The organism is Hymenobacter terrenus, assembly GCF_000972495.1.
Lineage (GTDB): Bacteria > Bacteroidota > Bacteroidia > Cytophagales > Hymenobacteraceae > Hymenobacter > Hymenobacter terrenus.
This window is the reverse complement of record NZ_LATM01000003.1, coordinates 35,765-57,519: the sequence shown is the minus strand read 5'-3', so window position 1 is coordinate 57,519 and position 21,755 is coordinate 35,765. Positions and strand designations below refer to the sequence as shown.

Genomic DNA, 21,755 nt, shown 5'->3' with positions numbered 1-21,755 from the left:
ATGTCCACTGCTCTCGCTCCTTCGCTTACCCCGGAGCCCCACACTATCCCGGCCCTGGACGGGTTGCTGCTGGGTGCCTTGCTCTTCCTACCGCCCAATGGGCAACCGCCCCGCGCGGCCGTGCAGCTCAACCCGGCCACTGGAGCCAAGCGGCGCTACTACGAGCCGTTTGCACAGTACCTGGCTGCCGCTGGCTTTGCCGTGTGCCTCTGGGATTACCGGGGCGCCGAGCATTCGCGCCCGGTGCCGCTGGCCCAGGCCCCCTACCGCTTTGCCGACTACGGTACCTTGGATATGCCAGCCGTGCTCGACTGGCTGGAAGCGCGCTTTCCGGGCCTGCCGCTGCTGGTGCTGGGCCACAGCGTGGGCGGGCAGCAAGTGGGGCTGATGCCTAATGTGCACAAGCTGGCTGGCTTGGTAGCAGTGGGCACCTCAGTGGGCTATTGGAAATACATGCCGCTGGGCTACCGCCTCAAGACGCACTTCTTCTTCCACTTGTTCAGCCCCCTCAGCCACGCCCTGCTGGGCTATAACGCCGCAGGACGCTGGGGAATTATGGAGGATTTGCCCCGTGGGGTAGTGCGCGACTGGCGGCGCTGGTGCAGCGTGCCCGACTACTACTTCGACCCGCGCTTCGCCGCCGACCTGCCTCCGCATCAATACCAGAATCTGCGCTTCCCGGTGAGTGTGTATTGGGCGACCGACGACCCCATTGCCAACGCCCGCTCGGTGCCGCAGTTCTGGCAGCACGTGCGCAGTGTAGCCGGCATCGAGCTGCACCGCCTCGTACCTACCGAGCTGGGGGTAAAAGGCATTGGCCACTTCGGCTTCTTCCGGCGCGGGCTGCGGCCTACCCTTTGGCCCCGCCTGCTCGCCGATTTGGAGCGTATGGCTGAGCCAGCGGCGAAGTAGCTCAACTTATTAGCCCTTACAAGGCCCGCAGGCGCAGGACAAACTGTGGGGCGAAACCTTTGCTTAGCCCGGCCGGCGCACTTACAAGGCTCGCAGCCGCAGAACAAACTCTTCCTGATAAGGCCGGCTCACGGGCACTTCGTGCTGGCCGAGCTTGAGCAGGTTGTCGGCCATGGCTTCTACACGGTGCAGGTTCACGATGTAGGAGCGGTGCACGCGCACGAAATGCCGGAACGGGAGCCGTTCTTCGATGCTTTTGAGCGTACCGCCCACAATATGCTTGTGCTTGTCGGTAACCAGTACCACATAGGTAGAGAGAGCTTCAATGAAAAGTACCTCTTCAAAATTGATGCGTAGTAGCTTGCCATTGGTTTTCACGAACAAATCGGTACCACTGGCGGAAATATCGGTTGGGAGGGACACGCTGGCTGACACCAGGGGTACTGCCAGCGTCGGCGCGAGCTGGTGCTGCTCCGTGACGCGGGCTATGGCCTGGCAAAACCGGGCATAGCCCACGGGTTTCACCAAATAATCGAGTACCCGCAGCTCGAAGGCATCCACGGCGAAAGAGGCGTGGGTAGTAACCAGAATAACGGCCGGTTTAGGCTCGGGCAGTAGTTTCACCAGCTCCAGCCCGCTGATGTGGGGCATTTCAATGTCCAGCAGCAGGACGTCAGCCCGCCCATTGGCGTTAAAATAAGCCAATGCTTCCACCGCATCGGGAAAAGAGGCCGCCAACGCGAGCTGGTCATGGCGTTGCACGGAGCGTTCGAGCGTGAGGCGATTGATTTCGTTGTCGTCGATGATGACGCAGGCAAGCGGGGCCACAGCGGTAGAGTTCATAAAGGAGGACTTCAGCTTGCGCAATGCGCCGGTTGGAGCGACGTATCCCTGAGCTAGCTGCGGGCCAATGGGATATCTGAACGCATAGGCATCCCAAATTTAGCGAAGTCGAAATCAATTAGCTCCACAATTAGACGCCTAGGACAGGGTAATAAAGGCTAGTAGTAACATTTGCCCCAAGGTCCCATCTTTCGGCAGCCACCCAACACCGCTAACATGATTTATAATCATGCAATTGCGCACCTTCATCAGACCGAGCAACCTTGTGTAGCCATATTATTAATTTGACAAAATAAGGCTACACGAATTATTCAGACTACTCTGTCCAAAACCGCCCGACCTCGTTTTCGAGCACACTCCTACTTTGCAAATTCGCCCCAGCCTCACAATGGCCGCCACTCGCCATGCACTGGCCGCTGCCGGCTCAGCAGCATCGCGCCGCTGGCCACTACCAAAGCGTCTTCCCCCACGCCCACCAGCGCAACCGGCACGCCCGACCGCTCACTGATGCCTGTCCGCAACGCGTAGCTTACGAACGTGGCACCAACTGCCACCAGGCCGCCCAGCAAGCCCCCGCCCAACGCACTCCCGTGACGCGACTTGTACCAGGCCGCTCCCACCAATGCGCCGGACAACAGCCGCCCCAGCAGCGCCGGTGGCGCAATGCGGTTGGGTGTCATCGGTAACTTATCGGCTACTACCTCACCGGCCGCCAGCGCCTTCAGCACACCCGCTGTACCAGGTTTGTGCAGGAACCGCAGCGCCGACCCTGCCAGGCCGGCTGGGGGCTGCCGTGCTAAGTAGTGACTCACAAACGCCGGCGCGCTCATGCTGCGCATACCAGCCAGCGTGGCAAAGCCCACAACGGGCCAGAATTTCGTGGGGCGATGCCCGGAAGCCTTAGAAGTCTTCATAAGCTACAGGAGAAAATGTAGCCGGTTTAACGGCGGAGCCTGCCACACGTTGACATCGCGCCGCAAGTTTTTAGGATCATACTGAAACTTTGGGCCCAGAAACCATGCAAAAAGCCTATCCAATGAATTGGATAGGCTTTCTTTTTTAGGCTACGCGACTTTTTGCGTTGCCACGCTCCTTCTCGCACTCGCAATGTCCAAGCTACAAGCTGATGCTAGTTGATTTGGTCAATGTTAGCGCGTAGTACTTCGCGGGCAATGGCCAAGCTTACTTCGAGCGGGCTCACTACCAGATAGATAAACTTTGTTCCGTCGGCGTTGAGCTTCAGCAAGTGAAATTGGCTGGATAGGGTAATAAGGATGTCCTGAATTTTTTCGTCCGTGATTTGCAAGGCAACCAGGGCCTTCTGCTTTTGCTTGACCACCTCTGTGTTATAGGCGGCCGCAGTTTCGGGATTGATGCCTGGAGAATTGGAACGCGATGCCAGCGCCACGCCGGAGTTGATGTCGACTACGGCTACAGCTAATAAACCGGGCAAATCCGACATGATTGCTTCGATTACCTTGCCAGCCGGACTATTATTGGAATAGGCCAGTTCGGCTGATGAGACAGAAACGGAAATAGGCAATAAGGACTCTTTGAGCTTATTCGCAACGTGCTTTCGATAAGTCCTCGCTTTCACTTAAAATAACACAGCTAGGCAACTAGAAAAACAACCAATGCCGCCGCTTCTCCGTGCGGGGCTGTAAGGTCACGCCTTTCAGAGTAGCTGTGCTGGCTTTGATTTCCTGGTCGTGGTAGCCAGCGTAGCCGTATTGCAAGGTCGTGGCGGCGGCAGTGCCCGCTGTCATCTGCATGATATAGTTGCCGTCAGCATCGGTGCTGACGCCGATAGTGGTGCCTTTGCGGAGCACGGTGGCACCGGCCAGGGGCTGGCCTTTCTCGTCGAAAATACGGCCCTGCACCGTAATCATGCGCGAGGCGGCAACTTTGGCGGCGGTGGCTTCGGCGGCGGCACCACTGGTGGCTTCCACTGCCGTAAAATCGGCCGTGGTGATGGGCATGTTGTGCGAAGGCAGACGGGTGCCGGCCATCGATACCCCAGCTACCAAAGCAGCGAGGCCCACCATTGTCGTAGCCCGGCGGCGGAACCGCTGCGGCTGCTGCCGAATAAACTGCATTTGTTTCTGCACCCAGGTAGTGGGAACGGCGGCTTCTACTTCCTCCTGAGTCGTCATTTCGTGCCAGCGCGTCACGGTGTTGTGCGCCTGGGAAGCGTCCTTGCGGAGATATTCTTCCACGGCACGGGCCGAGGCGCGGGCTAAATCACCGCGCAGATAGGCATCGCGGTATACCGGCAACAACTCACCGGTTTTAGGATCGAAGGGCGTAGCAGTTAATTTCATGGTGAATTGAAGAAAAAAGGGTGAATAGTGAGATGAAGAGAGTATGAGTTTATCGGCCAGCTATGGGCCTTGTTATTCAGAAATCGTAGGCTCTAACAGTTCAATACTGCCCCGCATCACTTCGCGGGCAATGCCAAGGTTGGTATCGCGGCTATCCACGGCGAGATAGACGAACCAATGACCCGATAGTGACAGTCGCACGACGTGCAACTGGGAAGAAAGCGTAAAAAGCATTTCCTGAACCGTTTCCAGGCCTGCTTCCTGAGTCGCCAACGATGCCTGTACCTGTCGCACGGCTTCGGCGTTGAAACCGGCCATGAGACTGGGGCGCAGCTCACGCTCAGCAGTATAGGTAGCCAGGGGTTTACCGGTGGATACATTCACTACGGCAGCCATCAGCAAGTCCGGCAACTCGGCCAATAAATGCCGAATAGCTTGTTCGATAGTGGTGCTTTCAGGCCCCGTACTTTCCAGCACTACCTCATGGATCGGGGGACCAGTCAATCGTTGTAACTGCTTGAGAAAGGGAATCTTCATAATGAGCGGGCGGGGCAGTCCCGGCTCGCCCTGACGCACCCACCGGGCAGGAGGTGCACCTGGCGGCAGTTGATATAGTGACGGTGCTCCCGCCAGTAAGGTTAGTTAAGCTGGTCGGCGTTGGCCCGCAGTACGTCGCGGGCAATGGCTAGGTTGGTATCGCGGGAGCTCACTACCAGATAAATGAACTTAGTCCCATTATTGGCCAGCTTAATCAGGTGAATCTGAGTGGTAAGCGTAATAAGAATGTCCTCAATAATTTCGCCCTGCAGCTTCAGGGCGGCCATGGCTTTCTGCTTTTGCTTCACCACTTCGGTGTTGTAAGCGGCCGCCGTATCGGGGTTGATGGCCGGCGTGTTGGAGTGCGAGGCCAGGCTCATGCCCGAGGTCGCATCTACCACGGCCACGGCCATCAGACCGGGCAGGTCATTCAAAATGTCCTGCACTACTTTGCCAGCGGGAGAGTTAGCTGAATAAGCCATACCAGTATGATAAGAAAAAAGGTGGGTAAGAGCGATTGAAAACTAGATTATAAATTGATTGACCTAAGTAATTCACGGGCCCGTGCATTCACTGCCAAATACACAAACCACTGCCTGTTCTTTAACGAGCCTAATTCGGATGTGACTGCTTGCGCAACGAAATAAGGAGAGCTTCGAGCCTTCCATCGCGCCTACTTATCGCCACGATGCCTTCCTTCTTCTGTTATATAATTTCCGCGTTCTAGCCAATAGCTACACGGAGACGAAACGGCGCAGGCGACTATGATGCGTAAGAGACATGCCAACTGCCACAGCAGTTAGGCTGGCAAATACAAAGACCTTTTTAGAATTTTTCTAACATCAACTGGCGTTAGGTCGATGTCAGATGGTATGCTGATTTGGAAATTAATTCGCTTATTCCCGACGTTGCGTTTGCTCGGTTTATCGGCAGCATCAGAAATGTACTATTAATTAAAACAACACACAATACACTATTTATCAGTTGTTTTTAGGTAATTAACCCGGACTTTATTAGCGTTGTTTCTGTTACAAATCTCAGCAATTCTCGCACCTATAGAAATGATCTACGTCACTTTTGCGGATGATTTATATCACAAATTGAGCTTTCTCTCAGGCTTCAACTAATATAATTTGACTAATTCAATTTGTATTGAACTAGTCAATACAAATACTTCTCCCTGCTAACAGGAAGCATCTCTCCGCACCCAGCCCATTTCTCTATTTCTCCCCAAGCTTACATTCTCATTAGGAGCATATTAACGCCACGCATGACAAGCGTTTATCGCTATCAAAAATCAGAGCTTCTCACCGAGCATCTTCCAATCTCTCCAGGCTCTCTGGACAAGATTGCTAATAGTACGTTTTTGGGAGACGCTAGCTGCGGTTTATAAGGCTGGCATAGAACTAGCGAGTATGGTTCTGGCTGTTTCCAGAACCGCTTTTCCGTTGAACCGCTAGGTGTTTATTTGACACGTTTCAATGACGATAGGCCATAGACCAAGCGCTGAATTTGCGCTGAGGAAGCGGCTCATCAACCAACGTTACCACATTGGTATGGCGCGGGTCACGCTGTATTTTAGTATATAACTCTCGCAGCACATCCTCTTCACCTTCCAACACCTGCACAAATTGTCCGTCGCGGTACAGTAGCATACCACTTACCTGATGAGCGATGTTGTAAACCCGTGCTTTCGCTAATAAGTCCTGTAAGGCTTCATCAGAGAAAGGCTGTAATGCAACACTTTGATAGCTTAGGTAATGGAGTGACATATAGATGACTGACTGAAGGTTCGAAAAAATATTTAAGAACGTATTCTCTCGTTTTTTGAAAGCTACTACCACCAAATCGAGAGCGGTTGACTTCGGCTGAATGTGTCAGTGCCCTTGTGGGGTCGCAGGTAACGGTTTTGCGGCGAAGACGACAGCTTGGATCAGATTAAAGAGTGACCTGATTTGAGTGGCACAGCCGATTTAGGCGTAGAGTGAGGCTATATGGCTTAGACTATCTGCTTTCAGAATGGTAACTTCACTGCCACGCGTGGCTATAATTCCTTCGCCTTTGAACTCGGATAATAATCGAGTGGCAGTTTCTTTCGCAGTCCCGACGAGTGAGGCGAGGTCTTCACGAGAGATGCAGATGGCAAAGGGCTGCTCATCTTCCTCCTTGCGGAAGGTATGGTAGAGCAGGAGCAACGCTTCGGCCAGCCGTTCGCGGACAGGGTTGTAGGCCAGATGCAGCATTTGCACTTCGGCATCACCCAATGCCTTGGCCATCATTTGCATGAGCGAAGTGGAAAATTGCAAATTGGACTGCCACACCCGAAAGAAATCGGCGCGCGGAATGCAGCACACCACGCAGTCATCCAGCGCCACGGCCGAGGTCGAATATTTAGTGCCAGCCAGCAACGACCGGAAGCCAAGTACGTCGCCAGCTTTTGCTAGCCGCACAATTTGCTCCTTGCCGTCGCTGCTGGACTTAGTAATCTTTATTTTGCCTTTGTTCACACAATACAAGCCCGTAGCTGGGCTTCCTTCCAGAAAGATTCGCTCGCCCTTCTGGAACCAGTGTGATACTTTATTATTAGAGATTAAATCCAATTCATCTTTTTGGCAGCATCCCATTAGGGGCCCCCGGCTGCTGGGGCACTCATGACAAACGGGGTTAGTGTACTTCTCCATAAGATTCAGGAGGTTATAGGGCAACTACGATAAGGACATCAAATATACGCTTTTGCTTACTATTCCAATGCAAAAGGCACGTTAAAAAGTGTTTTATCTCCCAATACCCTAGCTTCAACGCGTAAATAATGCTTTTAAACGAAGGCCTGCGAGAAGCGTAGCACCCACAACAGAAAGGCCAGCCCCCTGGTAGGAAGCTGGCCTTCGGCAGATGACTTTGTTATAATATTACACTCCTAGCAGCAGGCGCGTTGGGTCTTCAAGCAACTCTTTCACCCGGACTAGGAAGCTAACGGACTCGCGGCCATCGATGATGCGGTGGTCGTAGCTTAGGGCCAGGTACATCATGGGGCGGATTACTACTTGGCCATTTTCGGCAACAGGGCGTTGAATGATGTTATGCATGCCCAGAATGGCCGATTGCGGGGCATTGATGATGGGGGTGCTGAGCATGGAGCCAAACACGCCGCCGTTGGTGATGGTGAACGTACCCCCGGTCATCTGCTCGATGGTGAGCTTGTTGTCGCGGGCCAACCCGGCCAAGCGCACCACTTCCTTCTCAATGCCTTCGAACGAAAGTTGCTCGGCATTGCGAATCACGGGTACCACTAGGCCTTTCGGAGCCGACACGGCGATGCTGATGTCACAAAAGTCGTTGTAGACCAAGTCAGTGCCATCAATCTGCGCATTCACCGCAGGCCACTCTTGCAGAGCCACGCACACGGCTTTAGTGAAGAAAGACATGAAGCCCAGCCCGACCCCGTTCTTCTCCTTGAATTTGTCCTTGAACTTGGTGCGCAGATCCATGATGGGCTGCATGTTCACCTCATTGAAGGTGGTGAGCATAGCTGTTTCGTTCTTCACCGATACCAGGCGGCGGGCCACCGTCTTACGCAGGTTCGACATACGCTCGCGACGCACGTTGCGGCTGCCAGCCACGGCTGGGGCGCTGGCCGGAGCAGCGGCAGCCGGTGCGGCAGGAGCCGCCTGCGGTGCCGGAGCTGCCGGACGCGCCTGCGCGTTCTGTGCGTCTTCCTTGGTGATGCGGCCGTCGCGGCCGGTGCCGGCTACGTCTGTGGCCGGAATACCTTTTTCTCCCAAAATCTTACCGGCTGCTGGTGATGGCACACCAGTAGCGTAAGTAGCAACGCCACTGCTGGCCGACGGGGCAGCTAAGGTCGCAACCGGAGCCGGAGCCGCTGGGGCTGCTGTCGGGGCAGCCGGCGCTGGAGTAGCGGCACCACTGCCGCCTTCAATCCGCGCAATCACGGTGCCGATGGCAATGGTTTCGCCTTCTTTCACGGCGTGGCGCAGCGTGCCGGTGCCTTCGGCGGGCAGCTCAAACGTGGCCTTGTCCGATTCGAGCTCAGCAATTACCTCGTCACGGTTTACTTGGGCACCGTCGGGCTTTAACCACTTGGCTACCGTTACTTCCGTGATGGACTCGCCCACGGTAGGAATTTTCATTTCGATAGCCCCTCCCCCGCTCGCGGCCGGTGCGGCCGGGCTGGCAGCCGGCGCACCAGGCGTAGTGGGGTCGTTGCTGGCCTTGCCCTCGGGCGCGCCGCCGTAGCCGGATTGGTCGCTGGACTGGGCATTCTGTTCGCCCTGGTTAATCGGGTCAACCGAAGCAGCGGGTGCGGCAGCCGGCGCAGGGGCTGCTGCGGCAGGAGCAGCACTGCCAGCGGCAGCGCCATCCAAATCGGCAATGACGGTGCCAATACCGATGGTTTCGCCCTCGGCCACGCGAATCTTTAAGACGCCATCGGCTTCGGCGGGCAGCTCAAACGTGGCCTTGTCCGATTCCAGTTCGGCAATTACCTCGTCGCGCTTCACGGCATCGCCGTCCTTTTTGAGCCACTTCGCAATGGTGACTTCGGTGATGGATTCGCCAACGGCAGGAATTTTGATTTCGAGGGGCATGGAGGAAAATACCGCTCAACGCGGCTGTGATGGTTATGTTAAAAACTGAAGAGCCAAAGGGCGCAATCTGCCCTGGAACTCATGCGCCATGTTCAATAAATCAGCCGAAGTGTGGCTCGGTGCATCATCTAGTTCATAGCGCAAATCAACGGCAAGTTCTAGCAAGGCAGCCGCTGCACTTGTTCGGTTGGAGTGAAGCTAATGAATGGACTCAGGTCGTTTACCAATTGACAGCCTGCTGACAGTGAAAACCTATGCTCTCGTAGAAATGTGGCGAACTACGCCCAATCAACTCCGCTACATCGAGGTCGCGGTCAGCAGTTCTGATAAACATATCAACCCGAATCTGGTCAGGAGTTTGCGCTTGCATATAGGGTACGGTCTTTTTGAACTGCCTGGGTTTCTACAGTATAATACAGCACCGTACGACTGGCCATTTCTTCAGGTGTCCGAATGATAATATCCATTGCTGGCGCATCAGTCCCTCATAGCAACTGATGCCCCCAATAGAACGCTCAGCCCGCTTGGCTTCAGCGTTATGCTTAATAATCAGCAAATCCAGGTCGCTGCTTCCCTTGGGCGTACCGTAAGCATACGAGCCAAACAGAATGATTCTGTCGAGCTAGTAGCCTTCGATGATGCGCGCCACAACGCCCTGGATTTGCTCTCCAGTTATCATCGAGTGATGGGTTAGTCGGTCACTTTTTTATCGGCTTCCTCCACTACTTCCTTGATGTTAGCGTCCGCCACGGCTTCCTTAGGCTTGTCGAAGGCGCGGGCGATTAGCTCCTTCTGCTCCTTGACGTGAATTTTATTGTAGCCTGTAGCTGGCGAAGCCGAGGGTTTGCGCGAAACTACGTCCTCCAACTCGCGGCGCATGAAGCGAAGCATATAGTTCCAATAGCCCATGTTCTCAGGCTCTTCCTGCACCCAGTACAGTTTAGCCTTGGGATATTTGGCTAGCTCGACATCGAGCTGCTTTTTGGGGAAAGGGTGCAGTTGCTCCAGGCGCACGATGGCAACATCGGTGCGGTTGGAAGTGCGCTGCTCTTCCAATAAGTCGAAGTAGACCTTGCCCGAACACAGCAGCACGCGCTTCACCTTCTTGGCTTCGGCAAACGTGTCGCCCAGCACTTCGCGGAAGGTGCCACTGGTGAACTCCTCGACCGGCGACACGCACAGCGGATGGCGCAGCATCGACTTCGGCGACATCACCACCAGCGGCTTGCGGAAGCTCCAAGTAAGCTGCCGACGCAGGGCGTGGAAGAAGTTGGCTGGCGTGGTCATGTTGGCCACAATGATGTTGTGCTCGGCCGCCAATTGCAAGAACCGCTCGGGACGGGCATTGGAGTGCTCCGGGCCCTGGCCTTCATAGCCGTGGGGCAGCAGCATTACCACGCCATTCATACGTTGCCACTTGCTTTCGGAGCTTACCACAAACTGGTCAATCATGGTTTGGGCGCCATTAGCGAAGTCGCCAAACTGGGCTTCCCACACTACCAAGGCCGTAGGGTTAGCCATGGCATAGCCGAATTCGAAGCCCAACACCGCGTACTCGCTCAGTAGGGAATTGAAAATGCGTAGGTTCTCGTGCTCCCCCTCCATGTGGTTGAGCGAGGTGTAGGGAGCCGACGTCTCAGCATCGTGCAGCACGGCATGGCGGTGCGAGAACGTACCGCGCTGGCAGTCCTGCCCGCTCACGCGCACAATATGGTTTTCCGTCAGCAGCGAGCCGTAGGCCAGCAATTCCCCGGCGGCCCAGTTCAGCACGCGGGTCTCGTAGAACATCTTGCGGCGCTCCTTCAGCAGGTTATCAATCTGCTTAATCGGCTTGAAACCTTCGGGAATCGTGGTCAGCGCCTGAGCCACGCGCTGCACGGTGTCTTCACTGATGCCGGTTTCCGGCGACTGGTCAAAATCCTCGGGCTTGGAGCGACGCAGGCTGCGCCACTCGTTTTCCAGCACCTGATACTTATAAGGAAGTGGCTTCTGCTTCACCATGTCGAGGCGGGCCTGGAGGGTGTCGCGGAATTCCTTGTCCATCTGATTGGCTAGCTCAGCATCGACGTCGCCGCGCTGCACCAGCGTAGCGTTGTATACCTCGCGTGGGTTCTGATGCTTCGAGATGATGTTGTAGAGTGTGGGCTGGGTGAACTTGGGCTCGTCCGACTCGTTGTGACCGTGGCGGCGGTAGCACACCATATCAATGAAAATATCGGCGTGGAACTGCTGGCGGTATTCGGTGGCCAGCTGCACGGCAAATACCACCGCTTCGGGGTCGTCGCCGTTCACGTGTACCACCGGCGCGTCAATGATTTTGGCAAGGTCGGTCGAGTAAATCGACGAGCGGGCATCCTCAAAATCAGTAGTGAAGCCGACTTGGTTGTTAATCACGAAGTGAATGGTGCCGCCGGTTTTGTAGCCCTCCAGCAACGACATCTGCGTCAGCTCGTACCCAATGCCCTGGCCCGCCAACGCGGCATCGCCATGAATGAGGATGGGTAGAATTTTGTGATAGTCATCAGCGTACTGGTGCTCAATTTTGGCCCGCACGAATCCTTCTACCACTGGGTTCACAGCCTCCAAGTGCGAGGGGTTGGGTGCCAGCTTCAGGTTGACTTTCTGGCCACCGCTGGCTTCCACTTCCGAGCTGTAGCCCATGTGGTACTTCACGTCACCGTCGCCCATGGTGAGGTCGGGCACGGCGGTACCTTCGAACTCCGAGAAAATCTGCTCGTAGGTCTTGCCCATGATGTTGGCCAGCACGTTCAGACGGCCGCGGTGGGCCATGCCAATCATCACCTCCTGCACACCCAGTTCCGCCCCTTTGCCAATGATGGCATCAATAGCGGGAATGGTCGTTTCGCCGCCTTCCAACGAGAAACGCTTCTGCCCCAAAAACTTGGTATGCAGAAAGTTCTCAAAAACTACGGCCTCATTTAGTTTCTTCAGAATTCGCTTCTTGTACTCCACACTGGGGTTGAAGGCCAGCGAGTCGTGCTCCACTTTCTCGCGGAACCAATCCAGCACCTGTGGGTCGCGGATATACATGTACTCGAAGCCGATGGCACCGGTGTAGATTTTCTCTAAGGCCGCCACAATGTCGCGCAACGTTGCCTGGGCGCCTAGTCCGAGGCCTTCACCATTCTTAAATACCGTATCCATATCGGCGTCGCTCAGGCCGAAATCGCCTAGGTCGAGCCGGGCTTTACGGTCTTTGCGCTCGCGCACGGGATTGGTTTTAGCACGCAGGTGGCCGCGGCTGCGGTAGGCGTGAATGAGGTTGCGCACAGCGGTTTCCTTGTCGCTAGCCGTTTCGCCATTGGCAATGCTCGGGGCATTGTTGGTGGAGGCAGCAGTATTGAGGACGCCGTAATCGTTGGGCTGCGGCTGCGAGGTGGGTGGCGCTTTGGTTGCGCCCGCAGCGGCACCATTACCATTGGTGTTGGTTCCGTTGGCGCCAGCCACTACCGGCGCGCCTTCGGGGAACTGCTGCGAAAAATCAAATCCTTCAAAAAACTTACGCCAACCAAAGTCTACGGACTCTGGATTCTGCTGATAAGATTGGTATAAAGTTTCGATAGCCGCCGCGTCGGCGTTGGCGATATACGAGTATGCGTCCATGGGAAAAGCAGCTTAGGTAAGGCTACGTAAAAGTAATACACTTATAATACAGGCAAAAACCCGCATTCGAGTAAGCAAATTTTCCTGGTAATCACTTAGATATCTACTCAACGCTAGCCAGCTTTGCTGCTTTGCTGGCCAATTTATCGAATTCTGGAGGGATGATGAAATTTGTGGATACGGACTTCGACGCGGATGGGCTGCTTAAAGGCGCCTTATTATTTGCCGGAATCAAGCTAATTCCTGACTTTGGCGGGTCGATATTCTATAAAATTTTGCTTAGACAAAAGCCCTCAACGGCTCTCAAGCCATTAGCAATTGGATAATTTATTTTTAGCAAACTAATGTATCTCATTCATCGTTAACCTTTTTCGCCCAGCTCTAAAAAGGTGGGTTTTGCTTATACCGCCGGGCTAAAATGGCGGCCGGACGAACCTCGAATAGATGTATAATGTACGGCTATTTATAGATGTATTTCTAGCAGCTGCGGCGTTGACCACGCCCTTTTTTAATTCCTCGCCAGTAGCCTCCCCATCTGGAATGCGGGAATTTCTTTTTCCGCGAGTCGCCGCGCGGCGGCCTACCACAGCCCGAGTGGTAAAAAAGAAAACGCTCCTGACGCGCAGCTTAACCTACACTGTAACGGCAACGGTATACGAAGCTGTAGCAGGCCAAACCGATGCTGAGCCATTCGTGACGGCCGATAATTCCCGCATCAAGCCACACTATGGGACGAAAAAGCGCTGGATGGCACTTTCCCGAGACCTACTGAAGCCGTGGGGCGGCAAATTCGCATTCGGCGATAAAGTGCGGGTCCGGGGACTTTCACCTAAGCTCGATGGAGTGTACACGGTGCACGACACGATGAACCGCCGCCACCACCACTGCATGGATATTCTCGCGCATCCCAGTGAAAAGCTTGATATTTTTACGAAGGGCGTAAAAATTCAGAAGGTCGCCGCACTGTGAGCGAGGCTACTGCTGCTCTATAAACTACCCTACACAGAGAAAGCCGCGCTGGTAACAGACGCGGCTTTTTCTGTGTAGGGTAGTCGTTTTTACACTATTGCTTAGTAGTTGAATCGGCGGGGGGAGCAACCGGCGGAGCCGTTGCGGCGACAGAGTCACGAACGAGCGGCGCGGGCTGGGGTTGCACGGGCGGCGCGGGGTTGGTGGGAGCTAGGCGGATGGTTTCGGGCGTGGTCACGGTCTGGGGCAGGGGCTCAGCTTGAGGGCCGGTTTCGATGGGCGCGGCTACGGAATCAGCGGCAGTCTGGCTCGTGCTGGAAATATGCTCGGATGGTGGCCGGTTGAGCGACAGGTACAGAACCAGTCCGAGCAACGCCAATAAGCCACCAATTGATAAAATGAGAGCCAGCGGGTTACGAGCAGCAGGAGCTTCAGAATCAGGGAATTCATCAGTAGTCCAACCCGGCACCGCGCCGGGCGCCGGCTCTGGTTCCAATGCGGAAGCGGTAGCAAAGGCAGTAGGCGGAACGATTGGCGGGTTTTGCGCTTCGTAAACAGGCTTAGCAGCCACAGGAGCATCAGTTGCAGGTGCCGCCTCGAACGCTGGGGAATGCAGTTGGGTCACCGATACGGGGGGCAGAACTGTATTGGGCAAGGCATTCGGTGTCAAGGAATCCGTGGGCTTGGGCGTTCCAGACTCGGGCGCCGAGGGCGACGCGGCGCCACTGAATACGAGCCGCTGCTTCAGGGCCTCAAACTCAGCGGGCGTGAGGGCCCCGGCATCCAGCATTTCCTTGAGCTGGCGTAGGGTGTCGAGGGGCGAAGAGGGATTATCCATCAACTGAGTACGGCCGGCGCCAGCGCTAGTTTTTACGGTCGAGGGCCGAGAGTCGGTCGCGGCGGCGTTGCAGGCGCAGGCGGCTATCTTCCAGCAGCAGCGAATTTTTAGCCTGAGAAGCTGAATCAGCGCGGGATTGTACCAGATTTTCGGCGTTCTTTTTTTTCAATTCCTCGATGCGGGCTAGGTTAGCTTCGGTATTGGTTCGCAGGTAGGCCTGCTCTTTTTCGAGGCGCTCTTTTTCCTTCTCCACGGCCCTGAGCTTTTTCTCCGCTTCGGTAATCTGGTCGCGGTAGGCTTTGACGCGGGCGGCGCTGGCGAAATTTTGCAGCATGGTGCGCAAGGCCTTGTACTCAGTGGCCGTTTTATCGGGGTCGAAGAACGTATTATCGTCGAAGCCGCCGAACAGGGCCACTTCCGTCACCGAGTCGGCGGGAGCAACAACGCTCCCGTAGAGGTCGACGAGTTTGCCCGAAATAGCACTGGCGGGCGTTTGGCGGGCTACGAGCACGTCGCTTTTACCAAAGCCCAGCATGCTACCGTTCTTGAACCGAACGTTATAATTGCCCTTCATCCAGTCCTGAAAATAATCGCGGACGTCAGAAGCTTTGCCATCGACTTGAACCTTGAGGGCGGGGCGAGACTTTTTGTTGTAGTTCACGTCGCCGGGGCGCACGTCGTAGAGCTGGGCCGAAGCGGGAGCGGCGAGAAACAGGCCCATTAGAACCAGCAGCAGGGAATAAATTCGGTACATTGGAAAAAGTTGATTTCGTGGCCTTCGCTTAGCGCAACTCGTGGCGGGCAAAGGCAGCCTGCAAGTCGCCGCGCATGGCCTGAAAGCGCGCGATGACAGCGGTAAGAAACTCGTCGTCCAGCAACTCGCGCACCTCTGCATCGGTACCGGTGAGCAGGTCCAGCTCGGCCACTTTGTAGGTTTGCTCCAGATTGCCTTGCTCCAGCTTGAGCAAAAACTTACCATTCCAAGCCAAAAGGGTTATCTTAACGGCGGGGTGCGGGATGTCAGCAACGTGGCGCATGGATTAAGAAATTGAACGGCCAGAGTGGGGCGAAGATAGTAAGCTCGGCCTAACTCCGGGCGGGCCAGCCGCGTAAAAATACGGTGGTCCGGTGCCTCGGGCCGTTCCCTTTCCACATTTCCCCGCCCCTACTACCATGCCCCAAGGAGATAAATCTAAATACACCGATAAGCAAAAGCGTCAGGCTGAGCACATCGAAGAAGGCTACGAGAAACGCGGCGTCCCCAAAGACGAGGCCGAAGCCCGCGCCTGGGCCACCGTAAATAAAAATGACGGTGGCGGGAAACAACCGGGTGGCTCGGGCCGTAAAAAACCAAGTGAATAACTTGCGCTTATGCGCTGGCAGGTGGCCATAACCCACAGGAAGAAGCCTCACCAACCCTGTTGGCGAGGCTTCTTTTTTGGCTTTGAGTTGAAGTGTAGACGGTGAATCTCAGTCGCTCTCCAAACTAGAAGGAAGCCAAACATGGGCGAGATGTGCACCAACATGGAACGGGTGGCCTTTCTGGGCTGGGAGTAAAGGGAGCGGAATAATGTCCTCCTGAGCCGTAATTTTCGTTCATGAAGAAGCTATTTCCTGCGGCCCTGGCACTTTTGCCTCTGGTGGCCGCCGCGCAAACTCCCACCCAAGTCCTCACCCCCGAAAAGCTCTGGCAACTCGGCCGCCTGGGCGAAATGCACGTCTCGCCCGATGGCAAGACGGTAGCCTATACCGTGACCAAGTACAACCTAGCCGAGAACAAAGGCAATGCCGACATCTATACCGTGCCCGTGGCCGGCGGCGCCGCGAAAAAGCTGACTGACACGCCCGGCTCGGAAAATACCCTGAACTGGCGGCCCGATGGCAAGCTGACCTTCCTTTCGGGTGAAAGCGGCACCGACCAGCTCTACGTGATGAACGCCGACGGCACTGGTAAGACCAAGCTGAGCGATTTCCCCGAGCAGGGCCTGAGCAACCTCAAATACGCGCCCAAGGCCAATTTCATCCTCTATACCCAAGACGTAAAATCCAGCCCGACCACGTTGGATATGTTCCCGGACCTGCCCAAGGCCGACGCTAAAATCATCGACGACCTGAACTACCGCCACTGGAACGTGTGGGACGACCACCTGGCCAGCCACGTTTTCTTCCAGCCGCTCGCTGCCGATGGCAAGCCTGAAGGCTACGGCAAGGACGTGATGGCCGGCGAGAAGTTCGACTCGCCACTCATGCCCGATGGAGGTTCGGAGCAATTGGCTTTCTCGCCCGATGGGTATAAAATTGCCTACACCAGCCGCAAGCTCACCGGCCGAGCGGAAGCCGAAAGCACCAACTCTGACATTTATCTGTACGACATTCACGACGCGAAGACCGTGAATCTCAGCGAGGGCCTGCCTGGCTATGATACCGAGCCCATTTTCTCACCCGACGGCCGGCAGGTCGCGTGGCTGAGCATGGCCACGCCCGGCTTCGAATCTGACCGTAATGGCATCGTGGTGTATGATTTCGCCACCAAAAAGCGCACGGACATCACCAAAGGCTCGGAGTTGAGCGCGGCCAACGTGCGCTGGAGCGCCGATGGCAAAACCATCTATTTCGCGGCCGTAGTGACGGGAGCCGAGCAGTTGTTCTCGCTGCCCGCCAAGGGCGGCAAAATCCGGCAAATCACCACTGGCGCACAGAATTACAACGCCTTTGAGCTGGTGGGCAACAATCAGGCGGTGGCCAACCGCACCACACTTTCAGCCTTCGCCGATATCGTGCGGCTCGACCTAAAAACCGGCAAGGAGACGCCGCTTACCACTATCAACCAACAAGAGCTGGCGGGCACCAGGCTGGGTAAGGTGGAAGACCGCCGCGTGACCACCACCGACAACAAGCAGATGCAGGTGTACGTCATCTACCCGCCCGATTTCGACCCGAGCAAAAAATACCCTACCCTACTCTACTGCCAGGGCGGGCCGCAAAGCCCCATCACCCAGAGCCAGAGCTACCGCTGGAATTTCCAGTTAATGGCAGCCAACGGCTACATTGTGGTGGCGCCCAACCGGCGCGGACTGCCCGGCTTCGGGCGGGAATGGAACGATGCCATTTCCGGTGACTGGGGCGGCCAGCCGATTAAGGATTATTTGTCGGCGATTGATGCTGTGAGCAAGGAGTCATTTGTGGACAAAGACCGCCGTGGCTGCGTGGGCGCGAGCTACGGTGGCTACTCGGTGTACTACTTGGCCGGCCACCACGAGGGCCGTTTCAAGACTTTCATCGCTCACGACGGCCTTTACAATCTCACCAGTTGGTACCCCAGCACCGAGGAAATGTTCTTCGCCAAGCACGACATGGGCGGCGCGCCCTGGGACGTACCCACGCCCAAATCCTACCAGGAATTCAACCCCCAAATGTTCGCCAAGAATTGGGACACGCCCATCCTCGTCATTCAGGGCGGCAAGGACTTCCGGGTGCCCGATGGGCAGGGCATCGAAGCTTTCGGCACGGCCCAGTTGCGTGGCATTCCGAGCCGTTTTTTGTACTTGCCGAATGAAGGCCACTGGGTGCTGAAGCCTCAGAATGCCGTGCTCTGGCAGCGCGTGTTTTTTGACTGGCTGGGCCGCACGCTCAAGCCGGATGGCGGCAAGGCGGCGAAGTAGGATTTGCGGGATATTCTTTCAAACGCCCATTTGGTATACCAGATGGGCGTTTTCGTTACAAGACTGCGGTGGAAGTACGGACCTTAGAGCCGTTTCAGGGTCTGTGTACAGCGCGCCGTAGCGCGGACTTTTAGTCCGTGAGTCCGCCGGACCAACTGACTCGCGGACTAAAAATCCGCGCTACACTGACTCCGAAACCGCTCTAATGTGTTATCCACCGCCCACTACCCGGGCAAACTCGACACGATAGGTGTCGCCGATGGGGATGATGACCTTGCCGGTGTAGATGCGCTGACGCTCGACGGCGGTAATCTTATCGAGGGCCACGATGTAGGACTTGTGAACGCGCAGAAACTGCGGCTGTGGTAAGGCCTCGGCCAACTTGCCCAGGCTGCTCAAGGTCAGAATTTTCTCGGTGCTGGTTACGACCGTGGCGTAGTCCTTGCCGCCCTCGATGTACCAGATGTCGATGTGGTTAACTTTTACGAGGCGGTGCTCGGTCTTGACGAACAAGCACGGCGGGCCGTCTGGTGGCGACGCAGTTCCGGCGGGGGCACCAGGCACAGGCAGCACCGGGCGGGTGGCCTGCGCGTGGACGCGCTGCACGGCCCGCAGAAAGCGGTCGAACGAAATGGGTTTGAGCAGGTAGTCGGCCACGGCGTAGTCGTACCCATCGAGGGCATACTGGGGGTAGGCAGTGGTGAGAATAACGGCGCATTGCCCGCGCAACAACTGCAGAAACTGCAGGCCGGTGAGAGTGGCCATTTGAATGTCGAGCAGCACCACGTCGACGTCGCCCTGCTGCACGCGCAGCAGACCGGCAATGGGGTCAATGGTCGTGCCTACCAACTCCAAAAACGGTACCTGACGGGCGTGTTCTTCAATGACCCGCAGGGCCAGAGGCTCGTCATCTATGGCAAAGGCGCGGAGAGGCATTGGTTGGGGGGGTGTGGGCTAAGGGCTAACGCAGGGGGGAAGTTTGAGGCACGAAGCGTGTTAGATTTCTACTTGCAGCTCGGCACGAAATAACCCTTTTTCATCGGATACGGCCAGGTGGTAGCGGCCGGGATAGAGCAGCGCCAGCCGCCGCCGGACGCTGGCCAGGCCCACACCGCCTATCAGGTCTTTGTTTTTGACGGCTACCTGGTTTTGCGCGGAGAACGACACATGGTGGTTGCCGGCATGCAAGCAAAGCTCAATGGGCTGGGCAGCGTTGTCCACCTCGCCGTGCTTGAAGGCATTTTCGACGAAGGCAATGAGCAGCAGCGGGGCAATGAGCTGGCCATTGACGTGGCCTTCGACCCGAAAATTGATGTGAAACTGGTCGGTGGCATGCCGCAGCTTTTCGAGGGCAATATAGCTGGTCAGGTAGTCGAGCTCGTGGCTGAGGGCCACGAGCGGCTCGTTGCTTTCGTAGAGCATGTAGCGCATCAGCTCGGCCAGCTTGAGGATGGCATCAGGGGTGCGGGCCGGCTCGGTGAGGGACAGGCCGTAGAGATTGTTCATGGAATTGAACAAGAAGTGCGGGTTGAGCTGCGATTTAAGATAGGCCAGTTCGATGGCGTTTTTTTCGTGCAGCACGGCTTCGCTCCGATAGTAGTCTTGCAGGTGCTTGAAAACGAAAGCCATCATCACATATAGCCAACTCGCGGTAAGGCTGTCGATAATAAAGTAAATCGCACTTTCGTCCTGTTGGTAAAGCCACTTCCCAGTGAGCGGGCCGATTATTTTTTGGCTCATTATATAGCTAAGCGTCGAATCGAAGAGCCCGAGCAGCACCACCTGCAAGAAGATAAGGGCCACCTGCTTGGGAAAGAAGTAGTGTGTAAAGGCCCAAAAGCTGAGGTAGAAGGTGACGATAACGCGGCTATACTCAACGTAACTGTAAAGTGCAATATACTGCCGCAGGTAGCCAGCTACGGTGAAAATCCCCTTGTTCTGGCTCATGGCATTGTACACAAACGCCACGTTAAGGAACAACGCCCAAAACAAAAGGTGATTGACTACGGTGCGGAGGCGGCTCATGAGCGGCAGAGCGAAACGGTGGTACTTAATGGCTTGCAAGGTCGGGCTTGCGACGGTAATGCGGCCGCAAATCTCCGCCAACGCCCGCAAAACGTCCGCCTACACCCTGGGTATGCCGGGCAACCGCAACAGGAGCGGTGGCGGCTGAAAGTAGCCAGTTGGCAGATTTGGGAATAACGCGGACAATGCAGCCCGTCACCTTTGCCTCATCAAGCTGGATGGCGGGTTGCAATTGATTGTTCGGGCTCCAATGTAGGTTGGAATAGAATGGTATAAATCACTTCGCGTCAAGTTTTTCGCAACTAGAACAGAAGGTTCCGGGGCGTCACCTGCGACGCCTCAAAGGCCAATCACCATCATCCCAAGCTGCTATTCTCATGAAGCAAGCATTATTCCTCTTTATCTTTCTGGCCGGCCTCACGTTGCAGGCCCGGGCCCAAACCGGCAGCATCACGGGCCAGGTACTCACCGAAAAAGCCCAGCCGGCCGAATTCGTGAACGTGCTGTTGCAGCACCCCGCCGACTCGACCCTGGTGCAGGCCGACCTCACGACGGCCGCCGGGCGCTACAACTTCACGGGCCTGGCGCCCGGCACCTACCGCGTGGCCGTAGTGGGCCTGGGATATAAAAAAGCCTATTCGGAGCTGCTGACGGTAGCCGCCACCGCGGTAGAAGCGCCGGCCATCGGGCTACAAACGGGGGCGCAGAACCTGAGCGAGGTGACCGTGACGGCGCGCCGGCCTTTTCTGGAGCAGCAGCCCGACAAACTGGTGGTGAACGTGGCGGGCAGCATCGTGGCGGCGGGCAGCACGGCTATGGAGGTGCTGCGCAAAGTGCCCGGCGTACAGGTGCGCAACGAGCGGGTGACCCTCGCCGGCAAAGCCAGCGTCTCGATTATGATTGACGGCAGGCCCTCCCCCTACACCGACATGAACGCCCTCATCCGCGACATGCCCAGCGGCAGCATCGACCGGATTGAGGTCATCAGCAACCCGTCGGCTAAGTACGACGCGGCGGGCGGGGCGGTCATCAATATCATCATGAAAACCAACGTGAACCTGGGCACCAACGCCGCGGTGGCCCTGAGCCTGGGCGACGGCCGCTACGACCAGCGTGAGGTGGGCCGCGGCACCCTGAACTACTTCCGCGTCAACCCTACCCTATCGGCCAACCACCGGCAGGGCCACTGGAACGTGTTTGGCTCGTACGGGCTGCTGCGGCGCAATAAGTTCGACAACACCTTGCTCAACCGGTACGTGGCGGGCACCCACTACGTGCAGCGCAACTACAACCCCGAGCAATACACCATGCACACCTACCGCGCCGGAGTCGACTACACGCTCAGCAAAAAGAACACGTTCGGCATTCTGATACAAGGGTGACCGGGCCGGGGATGGCTCGATTTACAACACCACCGAAC

The 21,755-nt window shown here is 56.2% G+C and carries 21 protein-coding genes; 5 read left to right on the top strand and 16 right to left on the bottom strand.

Annotated features, from left to right (window positions below):
* Positions 1-912, top strand: coding sequence for an alpha/beta hydrolase family protein (locus tag WX88_RS06855; RefSeq protein WP_046243612.1), 912 nt, complete (start codon positions 1-3; stop codon positions 910-912).
* A gap of 81 nt (positions 913-993) precedes the next feature.
* Here WX88_RS06855 and WX88_RS06850 read toward each other — a convergent pair whose 3' ends face one another.
* The 11 genes from WX88_RS06850 to WX88_RS06800 all read right to left on the bottom strand — a co-directional run bounded on the left by WX88_RS06850 (position 994) and on the right by WX88_RS06800 (position 12,841).
* On the bottom strand, positions 994-1,755 hold the full coding sequence (locus WX88_RS06850; RefSeq protein WP_046243611.1) for a LytR/AlgR family response regulator transcription factor: 762 nt from the start codon (positions 1,753-1,755) through the stop codon (positions 994-996).
* 383 nt (positions 1,756-2,138) lie between these two features.
* Complete coding sequence (locus WX88_RS06845) at positions 2,139-2,669, bottom strand: DUF4126 family protein (RefSeq protein WP_052732428.1); 531 nt, start codon at positions 2,667-2,669, stop codon at positions 2,139-2,141.
* A gap of 215 nt (positions 2,670-2,884) precedes the next feature.
* Positions 2,885-3,217, bottom strand: coding sequence for a hypothetical protein (locus WX88_RS06840; RefSeq protein ID WP_046243807.1), 333 nt, complete (start codon positions 3,215-3,217; stop codon positions 2,885-2,887).
* A 157-nt stretch (positions 3,218-3,374) separates the two neighbouring features.
* Entirely contained in the window at positions 3,375-4,076 is a 702-nt protein-coding gene (locus WX88_RS06835) for a carboxypeptidase-like regulatory domain-containing protein (protein WP_046243610.1), read from the bottom strand.
* Between the two features lie 72 nt (positions 4,077-4,148).
* Positions 4,149-4,613 carry a hypothetical protein gene (locus WX88_RS06830; RefSeq protein ID WP_156175985.1) on the bottom strand — a complete coding sequence of 155 codons (465 nt, stop codon included), beginning with the start codon at positions 4,611-4,613 and terminating at the stop codon, positions 4,149-4,151.
* A gap of 101 nt (positions 4,614-4,714) precedes the next feature.
* On the bottom strand, positions 4,715-5,095 hold the full coding sequence (locus WX88_RS06825) for a hypothetical protein (RefSeq protein ID WP_046243609.1): 381 nt from the start codon (positions 5,093-5,095) through the stop codon (positions 4,715-4,717).
* Between the two features lie 996 nt (positions 5,096-6,091).
* Positions 6,092-6,385: a BLUF domain-containing protein gene (locus WX88_RS06820; protein WP_046243805.1), complete on the bottom strand. Its 294-nt coding sequence runs from the start codon at positions 6,383-6,385 to the stop codon at positions 6,092-6,094.
* Positions 6,386-6,586: 201 nt separating this feature from the next.
* Positions 6,587-7,213, bottom strand: a complete 627-nt coding sequence (locus WX88_RS06815) for a Crp/Fnr family transcriptional regulator (protein ID WP_197076698.1) — start codon at positions 7,211-7,213, stop codon at positions 6,587-6,589.
* Positions 7,214-7,522: 309 nt separating this feature from the next.
* The gene (gene odhB, locus WX88_RS06810) at positions 7,523-9,217 is read right to left on the bottom strand and encodes a 2-oxoglutarate dehydrogenase complex dihydrolipoyllysine-residue succinyltransferase (protein ID WP_046243607.1); all 1,695 of its coding nucleotides are present in this window, start codon (positions 9,215-9,217) and stop codon (positions 7,523-7,525) included.
* Positions 9,218-9,620: 403 nt separating this feature from the next.
* On the bottom strand, positions 9,621-9,824 hold the full coding sequence (locus WX88_RS32080) for a nucleotidyltransferase domain-containing protein (RefSeq protein ID WP_394331747.1): 204 nt from the start codon (positions 9,822-9,824) through the stop codon (positions 9,621-9,623).
* Between the two features lie 83 nt (positions 9,825-9,907).
* The gene (locus tag WX88_RS06800) at positions 9,908-12,841 is read right to left on the bottom strand and encodes a 2-oxoglutarate dehydrogenase E1 component (protein ID WP_046243605.1); all 2,934 of its coding nucleotides are present in this window, start codon (positions 12,839-12,841) and stop codon (positions 9,908-9,910) included.
* Between the two features lie 594 nt (positions 12,842-13,435).
* Here WX88_RS06800 and WX88_RS06795 point away from each other — a divergent pair.
* Positions 13,436-13,810 carry an RlpA-like double-psi beta-barrel domain-containing protein gene (locus tag WX88_RS06795; protein ID WP_156175983.1) on the top strand — a complete coding sequence of 125 codons (375 nt, stop codon included), beginning with the start codon at positions 13,436-13,438 and terminating at the stop codon, positions 13,808-13,810.
* A gap of 94 nt (positions 13,811-13,904) precedes the next feature.
* On the opposite strand, the gene WX88_RS06790 is transcribed toward WX88_RS06795, so the two are convergent.
* From WX88_RS06790 to WX88_RS06780, 3 genes are read right to left on the bottom strand one after another with little or no spacing between them, the layout of a single operon-like run.
* On the bottom strand, positions 13,905-14,648 hold the full coding sequence (locus WX88_RS06790) for an SHOCT domain-containing protein (RefSeq protein ID WP_082115886.1): 744 nt from the start codon (positions 14,646-14,648) through the stop codon (positions 13,905-13,907).
* 25 nt (positions 14,649-14,673) lie between these two features.
* Positions 14,674-15,402: a hypothetical protein gene (locus WX88_RS06785; RefSeq protein ID WP_046243602.1), complete on the bottom strand. Its 729-nt coding sequence runs from the start codon at positions 15,400-15,402 to the stop codon at positions 14,674-14,676.
* A gap of 28 nt (positions 15,403-15,430) precedes the next feature.
* Positions 15,431-15,685 (bottom strand): hypothetical protein, encoded by a 255-nt coding sequence (locus WX88_RS06780; RefSeq protein WP_046243601.1) that lies wholly within the window; start codon positions 15,683-15,685, stop codon positions 15,431-15,433.
* A gap of 136 nt (positions 15,686-15,821) precedes the next feature.
* Between WX88_RS06780 and WX88_RS06775 the strand changes: the two genes are divergently transcribed.
* Together WX88_RS06775 and WX88_RS06770 are read left to right on the top strand one after the other, a co-directional pair.
* The gene (locus tag WX88_RS06775; protein ID WP_046243600.1) at positions 15,822-16,010 is read left to right on the top strand and encodes a hypothetical protein; all 189 of its coding nucleotides are present in this window, start codon (positions 15,822-15,824) and stop codon (positions 16,008-16,010) included.
* 236 nt (positions 16,011-16,246) lie between these two features.
* Positions 16,247-18,310 (top strand): S9 family peptidase, encoded by a 2,064-nt coding sequence (locus tag WX88_RS06770; protein ID WP_052732424.1) that lies wholly within the window; start codon positions 16,247-16,249, stop codon positions 18,308-18,310.
* A gap of 210 nt (positions 18,311-18,520) precedes the next feature.
* Here the strand turns inward: WX88_RS06770 and WX88_RS06765 are convergent, their stop codons facing one another.
* Complete coding sequence (locus tag WX88_RS06765; protein WP_046243599.1) at positions 18,521-19,246, bottom strand: LytR/AlgR family response regulator transcription factor; 726 nt, start codon at positions 19,244-19,246, stop codon at positions 18,521-18,523.
* A 60-nt stretch (positions 19,247-19,306) separates the two neighbouring features.
* The gene (locus tag WX88_RS27290; RefSeq protein ID WP_156175982.1) at positions 19,307-20,335 is read right to left on the bottom strand and encodes a sensor histidine kinase; all 1,029 of its coding nucleotides are present in this window, start codon (positions 20,333-20,335) and stop codon (positions 19,307-19,309) included.
* Positions 20,336-20,712: 377 nt separating this feature from the next.
* Between WX88_RS27290 and WX88_RS06755 the strand changes: the two genes are divergently transcribed.
* A complete protein-coding gene (locus tag WX88_RS06755) occupies positions 20,713-21,717 on the top strand; it encodes a TonB-dependent receptor (protein WP_046243802.1) in 1,005 nt (334 codons plus the stop codon).
* The last annotated feature ends 38 nt before the right edge of the window (positions 21,718-21,755 follow it).